Origin of the sequence: Microbacterium sp. UBA1612 (genome assembly GCF_002321605.1) — a bacterium.
GTDB classification, from domain to species: Bacteria; Actinomycetota; Actinomycetes; order Actinomycetales; family Microbacteriaceae; genus Microbacterium; species Microbacterium luteum.
This window is the reverse complement of the sequence record NZ_DCMW01000002.1, coordinates 1-15,575: the sequence shown is the minus strand read 5'-3', so window position 1 is coordinate 15,575 and position 15,575 is coordinate 1. Positions and strand designations below refer to the sequence as shown.

The 15,575-nt window shown below is 66.9% G+C and carries 19 protein-coding genes; 13 read left to right on the top strand and 6 right to left on the bottom strand.

Translation table 11 applies throughout. The features are described from left to right. The first annotated feature begins 64 nt into the window (after positions 1 to 64). Positions 65 to 568 carry an Lrp/AsnC family transcriptional regulator gene (locus tag B3S45_RS00240; protein WP_286716727.1) on the top strand — a complete coding sequence of 168 codons (504 nt, stop codon included), beginning with the start codon at positions 65 to 67 and terminating at the stop codon, positions 566 to 568. A 42-nt stretch (positions 569 to 610) separates the two neighbouring features. On the opposite strand, the gene B3S45_RS00235 is transcribed toward B3S45_RS00240, so the two are convergent. Then, positions 611 to 1,540, bottom strand: a complete 930-nt coding sequence (locus B3S45_RS00235; RefSeq protein ID WP_286716725.1) for an NAD(P)/FAD-dependent oxidoreductase — start codon at positions 1,538 to 1,540, stop codon at positions 611 to 613. A 137-nt stretch (positions 1,541 to 1,677) separates the two neighbouring features. Here B3S45_RS00235 and B3S45_RS00230 point away from each other — a divergent pair, with 137 nt between their 5' ends. Then, complete coding sequence (locus tag B3S45_RS00230) at positions 1,678 to 2,658, top strand: endonuclease/exonuclease/phosphatase family protein (RefSeq protein WP_286716723.1); 981 nt, start codon at positions 1,678 to 1,680, stop codon at positions 2,656 to 2,658. Between the two features lie 25 nt (positions 2,659 to 2,683). Here B3S45_RS00230 and B3S45_RS00225 read toward each other — a convergent pair whose 3' ends face one another. Together B3S45_RS00225 and B3S45_RS00220 are read right to left on the bottom strand one after the other, a co-directional pair. Continuing rightward, positions 2,684 to 3,292: a LysE family translocator gene (locus B3S45_RS00225; RefSeq protein WP_194384066.1), complete on the bottom strand. Its 609-nt coding sequence runs from the start codon at positions 3,290 to 3,292 to the stop codon at positions 2,684 to 2,686. Between the two features lie 64 nt (positions 3,293 to 3,356). After that, a complete protein-coding gene (locus B3S45_RS00220; RefSeq protein ID WP_286716719.1) occupies positions 3,357 to 3,728 on the bottom strand; it encodes a DUF2834 domain-containing protein in 372 nt (123 codons plus the stop codon). A 134-nt stretch (positions 3,729 to 3,862) separates the two neighbouring features. On the opposite strand from B3S45_RS00220, the gene B3S45_RS00215 reads away from it, so the two are divergent. The 3 genes from B3S45_RS00215 to B3S45_RS00205 all read left to right on the top strand — a co-directional run bounded on the left by B3S45_RS00215 (position 3,863) and on the right by B3S45_RS00205 (position 6,030). After that, positions 3,863 to 4,321, top strand: a complete 459-nt coding sequence (locus B3S45_RS00215; protein WP_286716716.1) for a MarR family winged helix-turn-helix transcriptional regulator — start codon at positions 3,863 to 3,865, stop codon at positions 4,319 to 4,321. Beyond that, entirely contained in the window at positions 4,318 to 4,704 is a 387-nt protein-coding gene (locus B3S45_RS00210) for a hypothetical protein (protein ID WP_194384069.1), read from the top strand. The genes B3S45_RS00215 and B3S45_RS00210 overlap by 4 nt, the downstream gene beginning before the upstream one ends. Before the next feature lie 276 nt (positions 4,705 to 4,980). After that, positions 4,981 to 6,030 (top strand): zinc-binding dehydrogenase, encoded by a 1,050-nt coding sequence (locus tag B3S45_RS00205; RefSeq protein WP_194384070.1) that lies wholly within the window; start codon positions 4,981 to 4,983, stop codon positions 6,028 to 6,030. Positions 6,031 to 6,085: 55 nt separating this feature from the next. Here B3S45_RS00205 and B3S45_RS00200 read toward each other — a convergent pair whose 3' ends face one another. Both B3S45_RS00200 and B3S45_RS00195 read right to left on the bottom strand, forming a co-directional pair. Beyond that, a complete protein-coding gene (locus tag B3S45_RS00200) occupies positions 6,086 to 7,105 on the bottom strand; it encodes an aldo/keto reductase (RefSeq protein ID WP_286716712.1) in 1,020 nt (339 codons plus the stop codon). Between the two features lie 44 nt (positions 7,106 to 7,149). Then, positions 7,150 to 8,004, bottom strand: coding sequence for an aldo/keto reductase (locus tag B3S45_RS00195; RefSeq protein WP_286716812.1), 855 nt, complete (start codon positions 8,002 to 8,004; stop codon positions 7,150 to 7,152). A gap of 170 nt (positions 8,005 to 8,174) precedes the next feature. On the opposite strand from B3S45_RS00195, the gene B3S45_RS00190 reads away from it, so the two are divergent. From B3S45_RS00190 to B3S45_RS00170, 5 genes are all read left to right on the top strand, one after another. Beyond that, the gene (locus tag B3S45_RS00190; protein WP_194384072.1) at positions 8,175 to 9,056 is read left to right on the top strand and encodes a helix-turn-helix transcriptional regulator; all 882 of its coding nucleotides are present in this window, start codon (positions 8,175 to 8,177) and stop codon (positions 9,054 to 9,056) included. Beyond that, positions 9,053 to 9,415 carry a DUF2255 family protein gene (locus tag B3S45_RS00185; RefSeq protein ID WP_286716708.1) on the top strand — a complete coding sequence of 121 codons (363 nt, stop codon included), beginning with the start codon at positions 9,053 to 9,055 and terminating at the stop codon, positions 9,413 to 9,415. Before B3S45_RS00190 ends, B3S45_RS00185 begins: the two co-directional genes overlap by 4 nt. A gap of 80 nt (positions 9,416 to 9,495) precedes the next feature. Then, positions 9,496 to 9,774, top strand: a complete 279-nt coding sequence (locus tag B3S45_RS00180; RefSeq protein ID WP_194384074.1) for a DUF6412 domain-containing protein — start codon at positions 9,496 to 9,498, stop codon at positions 9,772 to 9,774. A 103-nt stretch (positions 9,775 to 9,877) separates the two neighbouring features. Then, positions 9,878 to 10,636, top strand: a complete 759-nt coding sequence (locus tag B3S45_RS00175) for a YidC/Oxa1 family membrane protein insertase (protein WP_286716704.1) — start codon at positions 9,878 to 9,880, stop codon at positions 10,634 to 10,636. Between the two features lie 127 nt (positions 10,637 to 10,763). Next, a complete protein-coding gene (locus tag B3S45_RS00170) occupies positions 10,764 to 11,321 on the top strand; it encodes an AAA family ATPase (protein WP_194384076.1) in 558 nt (185 codons plus the stop codon). Positions 11,322 to 11,396: 75 nt separating this feature from the next. Here the strand turns inward: B3S45_RS00170 and B3S45_RS00165 are convergent, their stop codons facing one another. Further along, complete coding sequence (locus B3S45_RS00165) at positions 11,397 to 11,870, bottom strand: hypothetical protein (protein ID WP_286716701.1); 474 nt, start codon at positions 11,868 to 11,870, stop codon at positions 11,397 to 11,399. A 350-nt stretch (positions 11,871 to 12,220) separates the two neighbouring features. On the opposite strand from B3S45_RS00165, the gene B3S45_RS00160 reads away from it, so the two are divergent. The 3 genes from B3S45_RS00160 (at position 12,221) to B3S45_RS00150 (ending at position 15,302) form a co-directional block, all read left to right on the top strand. Beyond that, positions 12,221 to 12,736 (top strand): hypothetical protein, encoded by a 516-nt coding sequence (locus tag B3S45_RS00160; RefSeq protein WP_286716700.1) that lies wholly within the window; start codon positions 12,221 to 12,223, stop codon positions 12,734 to 12,736. Next, complete coding sequence (locus B3S45_RS00155) at positions 12,729 to 13,691, top strand: hypothetical protein (protein WP_286716699.1); 963 nt, start codon at positions 12,729 to 12,731, stop codon at positions 13,689 to 13,691. The genes B3S45_RS00160 and B3S45_RS00155 overlap by 8 nt, the downstream gene beginning before the upstream one ends. A gap of 147 nt (positions 13,692 to 13,838) precedes the next feature. Continuing rightward, the gene (locus B3S45_RS00150; RefSeq protein WP_286716698.1) at positions 13,839 to 15,302 is read left to right on the top strand and encodes a HEPN domain-containing protein; all 1,464 of its coding nucleotides are present in this window, start codon (positions 13,839 to 13,841) and stop codon (positions 15,300 to 15,302) included. The last annotated feature ends 273 nt before the right edge of the window (positions 15,303 to 15,575 follow it).

The window sequence follows — 15,575 nt, the reverse complement described above, 5'->3', positions numbered from 1 at the left end:
CGCGCCGTGCATCAGTGTCGGTGAGACGAAAGCATCTTCGTAGGCTGCGACGAAAGGATCGGACATGCCCGGACCGCAGCGTGACATGCGCGTGAGAGATCTCGCAGAACTCGACGCCATCGACAAGCAGGTCATCGCGATCCTGTCCCGCGACGGCCGCACCACGAACGCCGACCTCGCGGCGGCGCTGGGCGTCGCCCCGTCGACGGCGCACACTCGGATGCGCTCTCTCGTCGATCGCGGCATCATCACCGGCTTTCACGCGAGCGTCGATCACCAGCGACTCGGCCGAGGTCTGCAGGCGATGATCGGAGTGGCGCTGCGACCCGGCGCCCGCCACGACAGCATCGTGGCGTTCGCCGACGAGGTGCGCAAGCTGCCGCAGGTCGTGCAGCTGTTCTTCGTCGGCGGCGTCGACGACTTCATGGTGCACATTGCCGTGGCGGATGCCTCAGAGGTGCGCGAGTTCGTCGTCGAGCACCTCTCCGCGCAGCAGTCGGTCGCCACGACCCGCACGAGCATCGTGTTCGAATACCACCGCAACGCCGTTGCGGCATCCTTCCGCTGAGGACGCTCACCCCGCGGGCCGACCTGCCTAACGAAGGGATGGTCAGGAGGCGGCGAGCGCGAGGCCGAGGGCGTGACCGGAGCCCCACGCGGTGCGGACGGCAGGACTCTCGCCCCACGCATCACCGCACGCGGACAGCCCTGGGCTGCGATCGTACGGCGCACCGGACGTCTGCACGGGGCGGGCAAAGGTCCAGCGGTGGGCGAAGGTCTCCGCGGGCGCGTCGCGGATGCCAAGCAGTCTTCGGGTCGCACCGACGACGATGGGGATCACCGTCATCGGGTCGTCGAGATGCTGCCGCGCCCGCTGCGCCGTCGTATGGACCACGAGCACGGGCGCCGCGTCGCCCCGGCGGTCGCCGTCATCGGCGATGAAGGACACGTCGGGATGATCATCGACGAACGCGCCGTGCAGATCCTCCGGCCACTGTCGACGATCCCAGCGCAGCGCCACGGCGATGACCGGCTCCCACTCGATGTCGGCGCCCGGTGCGGCGTCGGCGAGGCGGGCCGCCTGCGGGCCGGGCATGGCGAGCACGACCTCGCCGGCATCCTGCCCGTCGACGCGGTACGGCTCGACGGTTTCGACTGTGCGCTCCAGGTGGACATCCAGGCCGTCCGCCAGGTCGGCCGCGAGCGATCGCAGGCCTTGCGGCGCGGCCCAGCGCATCGGCCCGGGCTTCTGCGTCTGCGAACCGTCGGCGCCGATCACGACGAACGTGTCGGTCCACCGGCGCGCGAGCCCACCATCCTGCCACCCGGCGACGAGCTCTTCGAAGGGCGCAGAGTCGCCGACGACGAAGTACGACGCGCCGTGGTCGACGGGGCGCCCCCAGAGCGTGCGGGTCGCCAGGCGGCCGCCGACGCGACGCCCCCGGTCGAGAACCCGCACCGAGAGTCCCGCGGCCGTTGCCGCCCGCGCGCACGCGAGACCCGAGATCCCCCCACCGATGACGGTCACATCCGCTGCCATACGCCCATCCTTCCGTGTGCTGATCTAACGAGGCGCGGCACGATCAGCGCGACAGCGGACGGAGCTGGTCTTCTGCGACCGGGAACGCCACGGGGTAGGAGACCTGGGTGACGGATCCAAGTGACAGGATGAGGGCGATGGCCAGCGAGCAGGGACGACGCATCGTCCGCCGCAGAACCCGACGCCAGGTGATCACCTGGACGACTGTCGCGGCGACGATCTCCCTCCTCGCTGCGGCGCTCCCCTATCTCGAGATTCGCGGAGTGGCCGCCATTCCGGTGCTTCAAGCGCTCGTTCCGCTCGGAGCTGTGGCCCTGCTGGTGTTCGCGTTGACGTCGATGGTCTTTCGACTGTGGGCGGCCGCGTTGGTCTTCGTCATCGGCGCCGGGATCAGCGGCATCCCGACCCTCACCCCGATTCGCGAGGGAGAGGTGTGCGAGGCCGGAACTCCCCTGACCGTGTTGTCCTTCAACGCGAAGCTCTCGGGCGCCGATCCTGCCGCGCTGTCCGAGCTCATCCGCACCGGTCGACCGGATGCCGTCGTCCTGCTCGAGACGAATGAAACGCTCATCGACGCGGTGCGCATCCAGAACGACCTGGCCGACGCGTTGCCCTACCGAACCCGCGAGGTCACCCAGGGCCAGGCGAGCGGGAGCGTGATCCTCTCTGCCCACCCGCTGTCGCTGGAGGAGGACGTCCCCGGGAGTGAGTTCGACCAGGTCAGCGCCGTCGCGACGATGCCGGGGGACGTCGACGTGAGGTTGGCCGCGGTCCATCCGCCACCACCGGTCTGGCAACCGAACGGCTGGCTCCGTGGTCTCGACGACATCGCCGCGTGGGTGGATCAGACCTCCGACGACCGACTCATCGTCGCCGGTGATTTCAACGCCTCGTTCGCTCATCCGGCGCTTCGTCGCCTGGCGTCGGAACTTCGCACCGGCGCCGAAGCGGCCGGTCCCATTCCCTGGCCCACCTGGCCGGAGGGGAGATTGGTGCCGGCGTTCACGGCGATCGACCACGTCTTCGCGAGGGATGCCGCACCTACCGACTGGCACAGTTACGCCGTCGACGGCAGCGACCATCGCGCTGTCGTCGCTCGGTGGACTCTCTGCGCGTGACGCGCGACCACGGGGGCAGACGCCGTTAGCGGCTCTCGATAGCGAGGCGCCCCGCAAGCAGCACGTAGGTCGCCGCGAACGTGCGCCGCAACCAGGCGACCACTCTCGGCCGCGTGATCACGTGCGTGCGAACCGACGCGGCGAACGCACCGTAGAGCCCGAAGACGATGAAGGTCACCGCCATGAAGATCAGGCTCAGTCCGACCATGTGCCAGGTGGCGTCCGCGCGGGCCGGAACGAACTGGGGGAGGAAGGCGAAGAAGAAGATCGTCAGCTTCGGGTTGAGCAGGTTGATGAGCACAGCGGTGCGGATGACGCGCCACGACGACACCGGGGCGGCGTTCACATCCGGGTCGATCGTCGAGGTGTCGCGCAGGGTGCGCCAGGCCAGATAGAGCAGGTACGCGACACCGAGCCACTTGATGGCCTCGAAGGCGACGGCGGATGCGTGCAACAAGACCGCGAGGCCGGTGATCGCGGCAATGAGGTGAGGGATGACGCCGAGTGTGCACCCGAAGGCCGCCACGATGCCGGCGCGGACACCCCGCGACAGGCCCGCGGCGACGGTGTAGACGGCGCCGGTGCCAGGGGTAGCCACCACGACCAGCGTCGTCAAGAGGAAGGCGAGGCTCATGGGGATCCTTTGCGGAGTCTTCTTCGGACACAGTAGTGCGGCGGACAGTGCCCACGTGTCCGGCTCACACTGTGCCATCCGGTGCCGTTTCGTCACGACCGCTCTCCGCACGCCGGGCGGCGAGCCGGCGCTCGCGCATCGCGAGCCACAGCGGAAAGGTGAACGCGAACGCCGTCAGCGCCGAGCCGATGATGTAGATCAACGCGAACCGCATCCCGATCCGGCGCGACTCGACGATGATCAGCATGCTGCCGGCCACGGCGACAAACAGCAGATCGTTCGTGATCGACGACACCGCCGGGCCGCTCGAGAGGAGGTCGCCGATGAAGTCGTTCCCCTCGGCGATCGCGATCGCGTTGAAGGTCCAGGTGACGACGAGGCCGGCAACCGCGAGAACGAGGTAGACGACAGCGAGCGGAGTCCAGTGACGGGTCATGCGCCCAGTGTGGCGGTCGGGTCGGTCATGACAACGGATGCCGCGGCCGCGCGTCCTGACGACAGGTAGCGGCGAGAGGCGGCGCCACGGAGGTCCGTTGACAGGATCCATCCAATATTGTTAGGTACTTAACTATGAGCGAGGACGAAACCCGACGGGCGCAACACCTTGCGCTGACTCTTCACCGCGCCACAGCGCTCGTGGACCGCGTCGCCGACGCATACCTCCGCCCCGCTCATGGCATCGGCATCTCGGCATTCGCTGCGCTTGTCACGATCGACGCCGTTCAGCCGGCGCGACAGAGCGAGATCGCGCGGGGGCTCGACATCTCACGCGCGGCCGTCACCCAGCAGCTCGGCGGCCTCACCGCGCGAGGACTCATCGCAATCGAACCGGATGCCGCGGACAGCCGTGCCAAGCTCGTGCGCCTGACTCCTGCCGGTGGACGACTGCTCGCTGCCGCCTGGGAGGGCCTGGCCAGTCAAGACAACGGCGTGGAGGACGGAGTCGACCTCCACGCGCTGCAGTCGGCGCTGGACACCCTGATCGCGAATGCCACCCGCTACCTCGCTGGCGTGGAGGCGACGCGATGAGCGAAGCGGCGACTGTCGTCGCGGCCACCGTGGCGATCGTCGTGCTCGCAGCGCTGGCGGTGCTGCAGGTCCTCGTCGCGCTGGGCCGCCCGTACGGACACCTGGTCTGGGGCGGTCAGCACCGCATCCTCCCTCGGCGCCTGCGGATCGGCAGCGCGGTGTCGATTCTCCTCTACGCCGCATTCGCCGCGATCCTCCTGTGGCAGGCCGGGGTGTTCGGCGATGCGGGCGCCGTCGCACAGATGGCGACCTGGGTGCTGTTCGCGTACTTCGGCGTCGGCGTCGTGCTCAACGCCATATCGAGGAGCCGTCCGGAGCGCATCATGGGCACGCTGGCGTCTGCTGTGCTTGCCGCCTGCACGCTCGTGATCGCGCTCCCGTGACGATAACCCTGCCGGAGCGCGGTCCCGTCAGCCGCGCACGGTCCGCGACATGCGGGGCTGGTCGACGCCGATTCTCGTGATCGGGCTGTGGTCGGCGTCGATACCGGCACCGATCCCACGCTCCCGAGAGGGGGTACTGCTGGTACCTGTACGAAGCGTCACTCCCGCGACCGCGGGTGTGACGATTGGGTGGGTATTGGTCGGAGATGCCGCGCGTCCGGAGACCGGATGGTGGGGCCCACAGCATCCGACCGCCGAGTCACAGGAAGAGACTTTATGAAGGCCACGCTCATGTACGGCGCCGGTGATGTTCGCATCGAGAACGTCGCCGACCCGATCATCCAGTTCCCGACGGACGCGATCGTCCGCACCACCCGCACCTGCATCTGCGGCTCCGACCTGCACCCCTACCACTCGATGGCCGCGTCAGAGCACGGCACCTCGATGGGACACGAGCTCATCGGCGTCGTCGAGGAGATCGGCGCCGAGGTCCGGACCGTGAAGAAGGGCGACTTCGTCATCGTCCCGTTCGCATTCAGCGACAACACCTGCGTGTTCTGTCGCGAGGGCTTGCACACGGCGTGCAGAAACGGCGGCTGGTACGGCACCCCCGCCGCGGCCGGCCTGCAGGCCGAGTACGGCCGGGTTCCCCAGGCCGACGGATCTCTGGTCGTCGTGCCCGGCGTCGATCCCGACACCGTCGACGAGGGTCTGCTGGCTTCGCTGCTGACCCTGTCGGACGTGTACCTCACCGGGTACCACGCGGCTTTCATGGCGGACGTGAAGCCTGGCCAGTCGGTCACGGTGATCGGCGATGGCGCCGTGGGCCTGGGAGCAGTGCTCGCCGCGAAGCAGATGGGTGCCGAGCGGATCATCCTCATGGGCCGTCACACGGTGCGCACCGATCTCGGCATCGAGTTCGGCGCCACCGACGTCGTCGCCGAGCGCGGCGGCGAAGGCGTTGCGAAGGTTATGGACCTCACGGACGGTGAGGGCAGCCATGCTGTGCTCGAGGCGGTCGGCCACATGCCCGCATACGAGCAGGCGTACGGCATCGTCCGCCCCGGTGGTGTGATCTCGCGCGTCGGTGTGCCCCAGTACGAGAAGGCCGGGGTCGGCTTCGGCTCGCTGTTCGGCAAGAACGCGCGCCTGGCCGGCGGCCCGGCCCCGGTGCGCGCCTATCTCGAGCCCGCGATACAGCAGGTGCTCGACGGAGTCATCAACCCCGGTCTCGTCTTCGACCGCACCGTCTCGCTCGACGAGGTGCCGGCGGGCTATGCCGCGATGGATGCCCGCGAGGCGTTGAAAGTCATGGTCACCGTGTGACCTCAGCATCCACTCTCGGCCGCCGGCGACCCGAGCGCCGGCGGCCGAGCCTGTCTCAGCGACGGCGCGCGTGCGGCAGCAGTTCGTGCGCACCGTAGCTGTTGTCACCGGGGTTGATCGTGACGCCCGGGGCGACGAGTTCGTCGATCCGGTCGAGAATCTCGCTCGACAGGGTGCGCCCGACCGCGGGGAGGTAGGACTCGAGCTGCTCCATCGTGCGTGGTCCGACAATCGCCGCGGTGACGCCGGGGTGGTTGATCGCCCAGGCGATCGCCATCTCGATCAACGTCATCCCGTTCGCTTCGGCAAGGCTGGCGAGCTCCTCGACGATGTCGAGTTTGCGCTGGTTCTCGGGCAGGCTCATGTCGAACCGCACGCCCGGCCGGGCGGCCGAGGTCGGCTTGCCGACGGCATCCTTGCGCCACCGTCCGGACAGCCATCCGCCGGCGAGCGGACTGTAGACGAGCGTGCCCATGCCGTAACGCTGCACGGTCGCGAGCACGTCCTCTTCGATCCCGCGGACGAGGATCGAGTAAGGCGGCTGCTCGGTGATGAACCGCTCGAGGTTGCGGTCGCGGGAAGCCCACTGCGCTTCGACGATCTGCGAACCGGAGAACGACGACGAGCCGATGTAGCGCACCTTGCCCTGGTGCACGAGATCGCTGAGCGCGCCGAGAGTCTCTTCGATGTCGACATGCGGGTCGGGGCGGTGCACCTGGTAGAGATCGATGTAGTCGGTGTCGAGGCGACGCAGCGAGTTCTCGACCTCGCGGATGATCCACCGCCGTGATCCCCCGCGATGGTTCGGGTCGTCGGCGTCCATCGGCATGAAGAACTTCGTCGCGAGCACGACGTCGTCGCGACGGCCCTTCAGCGCCTTGCCGGTGATCTCCTCCGACCGACCGGCGGAGTAGACGTCGGCGGTGTCGACGAAGTTGATGCCCTCATCGAGCGCGCGATGGATGACGCGGATCGCATCCGCCTCATCGTCGTTGCCCCAGGGGCCGAACATCATGGTGCCGAGGCACAGTGGGCTGACCTGCACACCGGTGCGGCCAAGTGGGCGGTACTTCACTTCTGATCTCCTTCGGTCCTGCCGGGGTGTTCGTCGCGGTACTTTCAGTCTTCGGGGATCGGGAACAGCATCTGCTCGCCGAACACACGGTCGGGGTCCGGACCGCTCTCGCGGCCCGTGTCGAGCGCGTCGATGCGGGCGAGCTCGTCGGACGCGAGGTCGAAGTCGAAGACGTCGAAGTTCTCGGCGATCCGACCCGGGTTCGTGGATTTCGGGATCGCCGAACGACCCTGTTGCAGGTGCCAGCGGATCATCACCTGTGCGGGCGTCTTGCCGTGCGCAGCCGCGATCGCGGCGATGGTGTCGTCCTGCATCACGTTGCGGCGCTCATCACCCCACGGGCCGGGGTAGAAGGTGATGCCGCCGATCGGCGACCAGGCCTGGGTCACGATGCCCAGCGCCGCATCCGCTTTCTGCGTGGCAGGCTGCGAGTGATACGGGTGCAGTTCGATCTGGTTCACCGCCGGTACGACGGTTGCGGCATCCATCAGTCTGTCGATCGCGGCGGGGGTGAAGTTGCTCACGCCGATCGCACGTACTCGCCCGTCGGCGAGCAGCGTCTCGAGCGCCCTGTAAGCGGCGATCGTGCGGTCGAAGAGGTTGGCGGCCTGCTGGTGCAGGATGAGCAGGTCCAGCTGCTCGACGCCCAGCTTGCGGGTGGACTTCTCCCACGCGTGCAGGGTCTCGTCGTACCCGTAGTCGGATGGCCACACCTTGGTCTCGATGAAGACGTCTGCGCGGTCGATCCCGGAGCGTCGGATGCCTTCGCCCACCTGCCGCTCGTTGCCGTAGGCCGCGGCGGTGTCGATGTGCCGGTAGCCGACCTGCAGTGCCGTCTCGACGGCCGCAGCGGTCTGTTCGGGTGCGCTCTGGAACACGCCGAGCCCGAGTGCGGGCATGCGGACGCCGTTGTTGAGGGTCAATTCTTCTGTCACGACCGCGACGGTACGCCGACCCTCGGGCGGGAGGGAGGCCCCGGCGTTACCCCTCTGCAGGCGCATCCCGATGTGGTGAGCGAGGTAATGGCAGGGCCTCCCATCGCGTCTCGCCGCGGCATAGCGTGGTCCACATGGGAGACATGCGAGCGGAGGTCAAGGAGTTCCTCGCCACCCGCCGTGGCCGGCTCACGCCGGAGCAGGCGGGGCTGCCGGTCTACGGCGGCAACCGTCGCGTCACGGGGCTGCGCCGTGAAGAGGTCGCGATGCTCGCCGGGGTGTCGGTCGACTATTACGTACGCCTCGAGCGAGGCAACCTCGCCGGTGCCTCCGAGAGTGTGCTCGACTCGCTCGCGACCGCGCTGCAGCTCGACGACGCCGAGCGGCAGTACCTGTTCGACCTCGCCCGCGCCGCCGGACCGGCCGCGCGCCGCAAACGGAAGTCGGCGACCGTCGTGCGGCCCGCCGTGCAGCAGGTGCTCGACGCGATGGCCGACGCGCCCGCGTGGGTGCGCAACGCTCGACACGACATCATCGCGACGAACACCCTCGGCCGCGCGCTCTACTCACCGGTGTTCGACGACCCGCACCGTCCCGTCAACACCACCCGATTCGCCTACCTCAACCCGACCGCGAAGGAGTTCTGGCGCGACTACGACCAGATCCTGCACGACGCGGCATCCATGCTCCGAATGGAAGCCGGCCGCAACCCCCACGACCCCGACCTCATCCAACTCGTGGGAGAACTGTCGACCCGCAGCGAGACATTCCGCGAGCGATGGGCGTCGCGCGACGTGAAGTTCCACCGCACCGGCGTCAAGCGGCTGCATCACCCCGTGGTCGGCGACCTCGACCTCAACTACGAATCGATGGAACTCCCCGGCGAACCCGGACTCTTCCTCAACGTCTACACCGCTCCCGCCGACTCACCGTCGGCCGACGCGCTTCGGATGCTGGCGTCCTGGGCCGCCACCCGCGAGGGCACTCCCACGACCACACAGGAGAAGACACGGTGACCTGGACCGCTGACGAACTGCGCGAACTCGACCGCGCCCATGAAGTGCGCGTCGCGGGGCGCCGCGTCGACGGGTCGTCGCGCACCCTCACGGTCGTGTGGCACGTCGTCGTCGACGACACCCTCTACCTGCGGTCCGTGAAGGGCCCCGCTGGCGAGTGGTACAAGGGCGTCGCCCGGCACTTCGAAGGATTCCTCCGATGGGGATCGACCACACGCGAGGTGACCTACACGCTCGATTCCTCACAGGATGCCGCGATCGACGCCGCTTACTTCGCCAAGTACGGCACCGGTTCCCCCAGTCAGGCCATCACCAGCCCCGCCGCGAAGCAGACCACACTCCGGGTCGTTCCGCGCTGACCAGGATGCCGGGGATATCGCCGAGTGATGCCACGGCGAGTGCTACGGTGGGCGCATTCCAGCGGGGAGGTGACGGCGCGATGATCGACGCTCTGACGTCCTTCCTGCAGGTCCTGCTCTTTTCTTCGACTCTGGTCGGCGCGTCCGCTGCCGGCTCGGCACCGATGTGGGCACTGGTCTTGGCGGCGGTCGTCGTCATCGTTCTGCTGCGAGCCGCGGGTTCGCCCCGATCGATCCGAGCCTCCCTGGCCCGTCCGGCTCGGGCCATCGGCGTCTCGGCGACGGTGGCGCAGAGTGACCCGGATGCGGCGGGCCATCCGCGTTCGCGCGCTCCGGGGATCGCGGCTTCGGCCGCGTAAGCACCCGACGCTCCTCCACCCCTTCTGCAGGGGTGATGTCTGTGTTCGTCGATGTCTGGCGTGGCCGCTCTGCGACCACCTCTCACCTCACCGGACGGACATCATGGACCTCTTCTCCTTCCCACCCCTCTCGGCCACCCTCGACGCGGCATACGCCGTGATGATGGGGTTGGCGTCACTGCTGCAACCGGTCACGGGCGGGCTATCCGCCGCCGTCGCCGTCGTCATCCTCACGCTCGTGGTGCGGACGATCCTGATCCCCACGGGTGTCGCGCAGGCCAAAGCCGATCAGACACGCGCGCGTCTGGCACCGAAGCTCCAGGCGCTGCAACGCCGACACAGGAACGACCGCGAGCGGCTGCAACGCGAGACGATGAAGCTCTACGCCGACGAGAACGCTTCCCCGTTCGCCGGGTGCGCCCCGGTGCTCATTCAGGCGCCGATCGTCGGAATCATCTACACGCTGTTCCTGCACGACGCCATCGCCGGCCACCCCAACGAGCTGCTCACCGAGGAGCTCTTCGGCGTCCCGCTCGGCGCGAGCCTCATCGGATCGATTGGAAGCGGATCACTGACGCTACCGGCCGTCGCCGTCTTCGGCATCGTGATCCTGGTGATCGCGGCGGTTGCCGAGCTCACCCGCCGGCTGCTGCGCCCGGATCCGTCGGCGTCGACGTCGACACCGGGCGGCGAGGGGATGCTGCGCATGGCAGGCCTCCTGCAGTTCGGCACCGCCGTCGCGGCGATGCTCGTTCCGCTCGCCGCCGGCCTCTACCTTCTCGTCACGGTCGCGTGGAGCCTCGGCCAAAGACTCATCCTGCGCCGCAGGTTTCCCCTCGAGCCTTCCAGCCATCGGAGTTAGGAACCCCAGGCGTGGACGGTTCGCGAAGTCCAGACAGGATCCTCGTACGGGCATGGCTCGGTAGAGGTCCGCGTGGGCATTGGGGTCAGCGCGGGCAACGTCCATGGCGTCGTTCTAGAGTCGCGACATGCGGATCGTCGTTTCCGGGACCCATGCGAGCGGGAAGAGCACGCTCGTGTCCGACTTCGCGCTTCGCCACCCGGAGTTCGTCGTGCTCCCAGATCCATTCGAGCTGGTCGACGAGGCCTGGGACAGCCCGAGTGCCGTGTTGTTCGCCGCCCAACTGCGCCTGTCGGCCGCGCGGCTCCATCCGAACGGGACCACGGAAAGCCTCATCGCCGAGCGCGGCCCGATCGACTTCCTCGCCTACCTGCTGGCGCTGGATGAACTCAACAGAGCAGCTGCTTCGCGGGAGCTCATCGAACAGTCGATCGACATCACCCGGGAGGCGATGCGACATGTTGATCTCCTCGTCGTCCTGCCTCTCGATACCGGCGCCGGAATCTTCGCTCCTGCCGACGAGGACCTTCCGTTGCGCGAGGTGATGAACGACGTGCTGCTGGATCTCGCCGCCGATGAAGAGATCGCCGGCGCCGCCATGAACGTCGTCGAGGTTACCGGCGGTCGGAACCAGAGACGCGCAGCCCTTGAGGAACTCATAACCCCGGCGCCCCCTCACCCCTGAAGATCGGGCGATCCGCATACGGGCGACGCTCGCGAGCGGGACCCTGGCGGGCAGCGGATCGCCTGCGACTGGGTGTTAGTCGTACAGGTCGGCCGGCCATTCGGTCGGCGGTTCTCCGTCGGGTCCTACAGCAATGACGCCTTGGAACGGCGTCAGAGTCTCCCACCCATCGTCGCCGTCGCGGAGGAAGAGCACCACCTGACCAGTGCCGACCGCGTCCGCCATGTTGGCGCCGGTGTCGCCGCAGCTTCTGGGGAGCGAGGTGACGACGATGTCGTTCGACGCCGCGACGCCCTTGATCCAGGTGTCGACATTCACGTTCCACGTTGTCGCTGGAAGGTCGTAGTACGTGGTCAACCCAGATTGGCTCTCTACGGTTCCGACGACGACGGCGTCAGCTTCGGCTGCCGCGTCTGCGGGGCTCTCGAAGTACACCCAGTCGATGCACACCGACGTCGTGGTCGTCGCGGGACTCGAGCACCCGGCCAGCAGCAGGGTCGCCGAAGTCGTGCCGATCGCCAGCGGACCCCACCATCCTCGGGACATCATGAGGTGATCCTGACAGGTCCAGCGCCTGGGGGTTTGGGCGCGTTATCGAAGTGAGACCCGCACCGGTGATCGTGCGCGGTGTCCGCCGTCGAGCACCTCAACCCCACGGATCCGCATGCGGGCAGTGCGCGTTAGCGGGGTGCCGCCTGCGTGGTTCGGCGCCGGAGTGTGCGGGCGGAAACGTCGTCGCCGGGCGCGTCCACGCGGCCTCAACGAGTGCGTACAGTTGCTTGAGCTTGTCCGACAGGACTGATGGAGCACGAGGAGACCATCGCGCTCGGTCGGCTGGTCTTCGGCATAGTGGCGGGCCAGTCCCGAGATACGTCCGACACGGCCACTAGGCTCACGCCATGACAGCCCGAATATCGGAAGGCAAGTGGACGCCGCTCGACGGAGCGCTCCCCGAAACTTTCGAAGTAGACAAGGTCTATCTCATCCCCACCCGCACTGCCGTCCAGACGGCTGAGGGTGCGGAGCCGGGACTCTGCTATACGGACAACGTTCGCTATCTTCCGAAGGCTGCCCGAGCCTGCGGAGTCCCCGTGGAGTTCTCGCAACCGGAGGGCGAACGACACTACCTCCAAGAGTTCAGCATCGACCCCGAGACCTGGTCGCTTGGCCTAACTCTGCTAACGATGGCCAGCGACTGGCTCATTCTCACGGTGAGCCTCTTCATCTCGCAGCGCGTAGACCATCAGGGCTGGACCGAAGATCAGGCGCGTCAACTGCCGTTGCGGGTCTACGTCGCGGAGTCCGAGACCGGACGCAACATCGAGGTCGAGGGGAGCGGCGCGGACGTGATAGAGGCTCTGGAGGTGCTGCAAGTCGACGCCAAGGATCGCAAGAAGAGGAAGGGTCGTGGCTGAGCGCGGGGGCCCTCGCTACAAGATGGTGATCATGCAGTGGGGCCCCATCCCGCCCTCAGGCGGGCCCAACCGCGAACGGTACCTCGATCATCACGGTCGTTCGTCCTTGCAGGTCGCCGCGGATGAGTATGAGGAAGTTCTGAAGCTTCTCGGCGCCGATGCTGCCATGATGCCCGCGCTCGATTTCGACCTCGTTGAACAAGACGAAGACGCGCGCCGCGCTATCCAGCGGGAGAAGCGCGCTGAGTGGCTGAAGTTCGTGGCCACGATCGACCAGGCAACGCTCGATGCGATCGAGCCGCACATCAAGAAGTCTGTATCGGCTGCGATGGACGGACTCAACTACCTGGAGGACCACGAGCTGCGCGAGAGCGCCCACGCCGCGATTCACCGCGCCGCGTTCGTGAAGCGCGGCTTGTTCGGCTGCCCGATTACCTACAGCGCGGACGAGGAGTACTGGACGGACTGCCCCATCAACATTTCGCACCTGCGAATGGGAGTCTCGGCAGGGCTCGTGAGCGACTTCGAGTGCTCCATCTGCGGGAAGCTCGTCGAAGACTGCGACCACGCGATGGGCGAGTACTACCCGAAGGTCGCGAGCCGCGACGCTGATGGCAAGTGCAGCATCTGCGGCGAACCGGGGTGTGACCACCCGGTAGGCGAGACGATCACGGTCGCGGCTTGGGCAAACGCCCGCAACGTCAAGGCGACCGAAGTATCGATGGTCGCACGCCCGCGCTATCCGCTCGCGCGCATGGTCGAGAAGTCCTATGACCTCGGACCGGCTGGCGAGGACCCGCGCGTGCGAAGCGCAGCCAAGCACGGCGTTCTTAACTGCGACGGAGACCTCGGCCCGTGCAAGGGATTCAACGAGATGACCGAGTGGGACGTGAAGAGTGTCTCTTCAACTGACGGGGACGCAGAACAGCAAATCGATCTACTTTATGAGCCGTAGGGCCCCGGGGCTGCTGGTGGCGCGCTGCACGGATAAGCCAGCCGGTCGATACTCACCGCGATCACTCGGCCCGTGAACGACGATGTCGTGTATTTCCGTAGAGGCGGTGGGCGTTCTCGCCCTCGCACTCCGGTCCAGAATGGGCGGGTGGCCGACCTGCTTGAACCTGACCTATGGAATGTAACCCTCCCAGCCCTCCGCGCTGCTCGACAGCGGGGCCGCGAGTACATCGCGACTGGCAAGTACGTGTCGCGTTTGAAGATTACCGAGTACTCCGAAAACGCTCAGGGCTGGTCGACTACGACCAAGAGAGACCTTTTCCCTTCCAACACCGCCCCCGTCGAGTGGGCAAACATTGTTGGACCGGACGTGGGGCAGTTCTCGCCGATCGCCTACGACGAAGTGCCCGAACTACTCGAGGCCGCGCGATGGGTTGGCGAGCGTGGTCTCGCTGACCAGCGCTTTCTTGAGCGCGTGAGCATGCTGTCCGGGATCGAGCAGGATGCCGACAAACGACTTAGCCAGGTGCACAGCGAGTACATCCGGTTCTTCGTCATGGAACTGGTGGGGTGTGCTGAGGCGATAGGCGCGGAGAGCGACGACGAGCTGCTCCATCTCTACGCGGAGCTTGAGCGTGCTCGGTTTGCGGACGAGCTCAAGGGCGACCTGCTTGTCCCAATCGCCCTCACGCCATTGGACCTCGCCGCGCCCTTTCAAGTCGCGAATGACGTGTGGATTGAACCTCTCACCACCGAGATTCAGCGAGCACGGGCGACCTCCGCGATGTACGGAGGACGGGTCTCCGCCCACGTAGTGGCCGCAGCCTCGCACGCCGTCGTTGTTCGCAACCTAGCGTTCGACAACAGCAACCTCTTCTGGCGGCGCTGGCGGACAAGCAGCGTTCCCGCATTGGCGCGGGTCAACCAGGTCCTTCAGTGCCTGCACATTCTCACTGGCAGGGATACCGGATTCGCACAAGCGGTGGTGCGCCCGTTGGGCTGGGCGGACACATGGGATCACGACCTTCCTCCGATCTGGAAGCTCAGTGAATATCACGCCTACCCCGAGTCGTTCGACAGTGGCGGGTGGACGGAGGACAAGCGAATGATCTCCGCCGACACAATCGAGGACCTTCCCAAGATCTTCCGAGCTCTTGAGTCGGCACCAGCCAACGTCCAGCTCGCTGCGCGGCGAAGTATGCGCGCTGTGACACGTGACGACGACGAGGACAAGACGCTCGACGCCGCGATCGGCATCGAAGCTTTGCTTCTCGCCAACAGCGACCGCGAGGAGGTCACGCACCGTATGGCGCTTCGTGCCGCTACCGCTCTAGCTGCCGATGGAAGCGAGCCCGAGATCGTCGCGCGGCTGCTCAAGAACGTCTACACCCATCGCTCGGCGATAGTGCATGGCCGGGCGCGGAAGAGCGACATGGTCTCTCTCGGCGAAAAGGAGTTCCCTGCCCGGGAGGTCGCTTCTTTCCTCCTGCGCGCGCTCCTTCGCGCTCACCTCATTGCGGAAGAGCCGTGGACGCCGGAGTCGCTCGACCGCCAGATAATCGGCAGCCTGCGCTCCGTACAGGTAAACAAGAAGGCACCCCGAGAAGGTTGACGGGCGCGATAGGTGCGAGGGCAAGTACTGACAGGCGACAACGTGCATGCGCTTCGCTATCTGGCAAGTCGCAGTGGCCTGACCGTCCGGCGTCGCCGATTGAACGCAAGCCGGTGCCTCAACGAGCGTTCTCTTGATCGGACACGCTTCAATTCCGACGTCACCGCATCAAGGGGTCGGATTCTCACAAAACCCGCCCGGATGGATTCTCGCTTGCCGGGGCCTTTGCGCGCAGGAGTCGTGGCGCTGCTGTAGGTTCCCGCCCAAGATGGC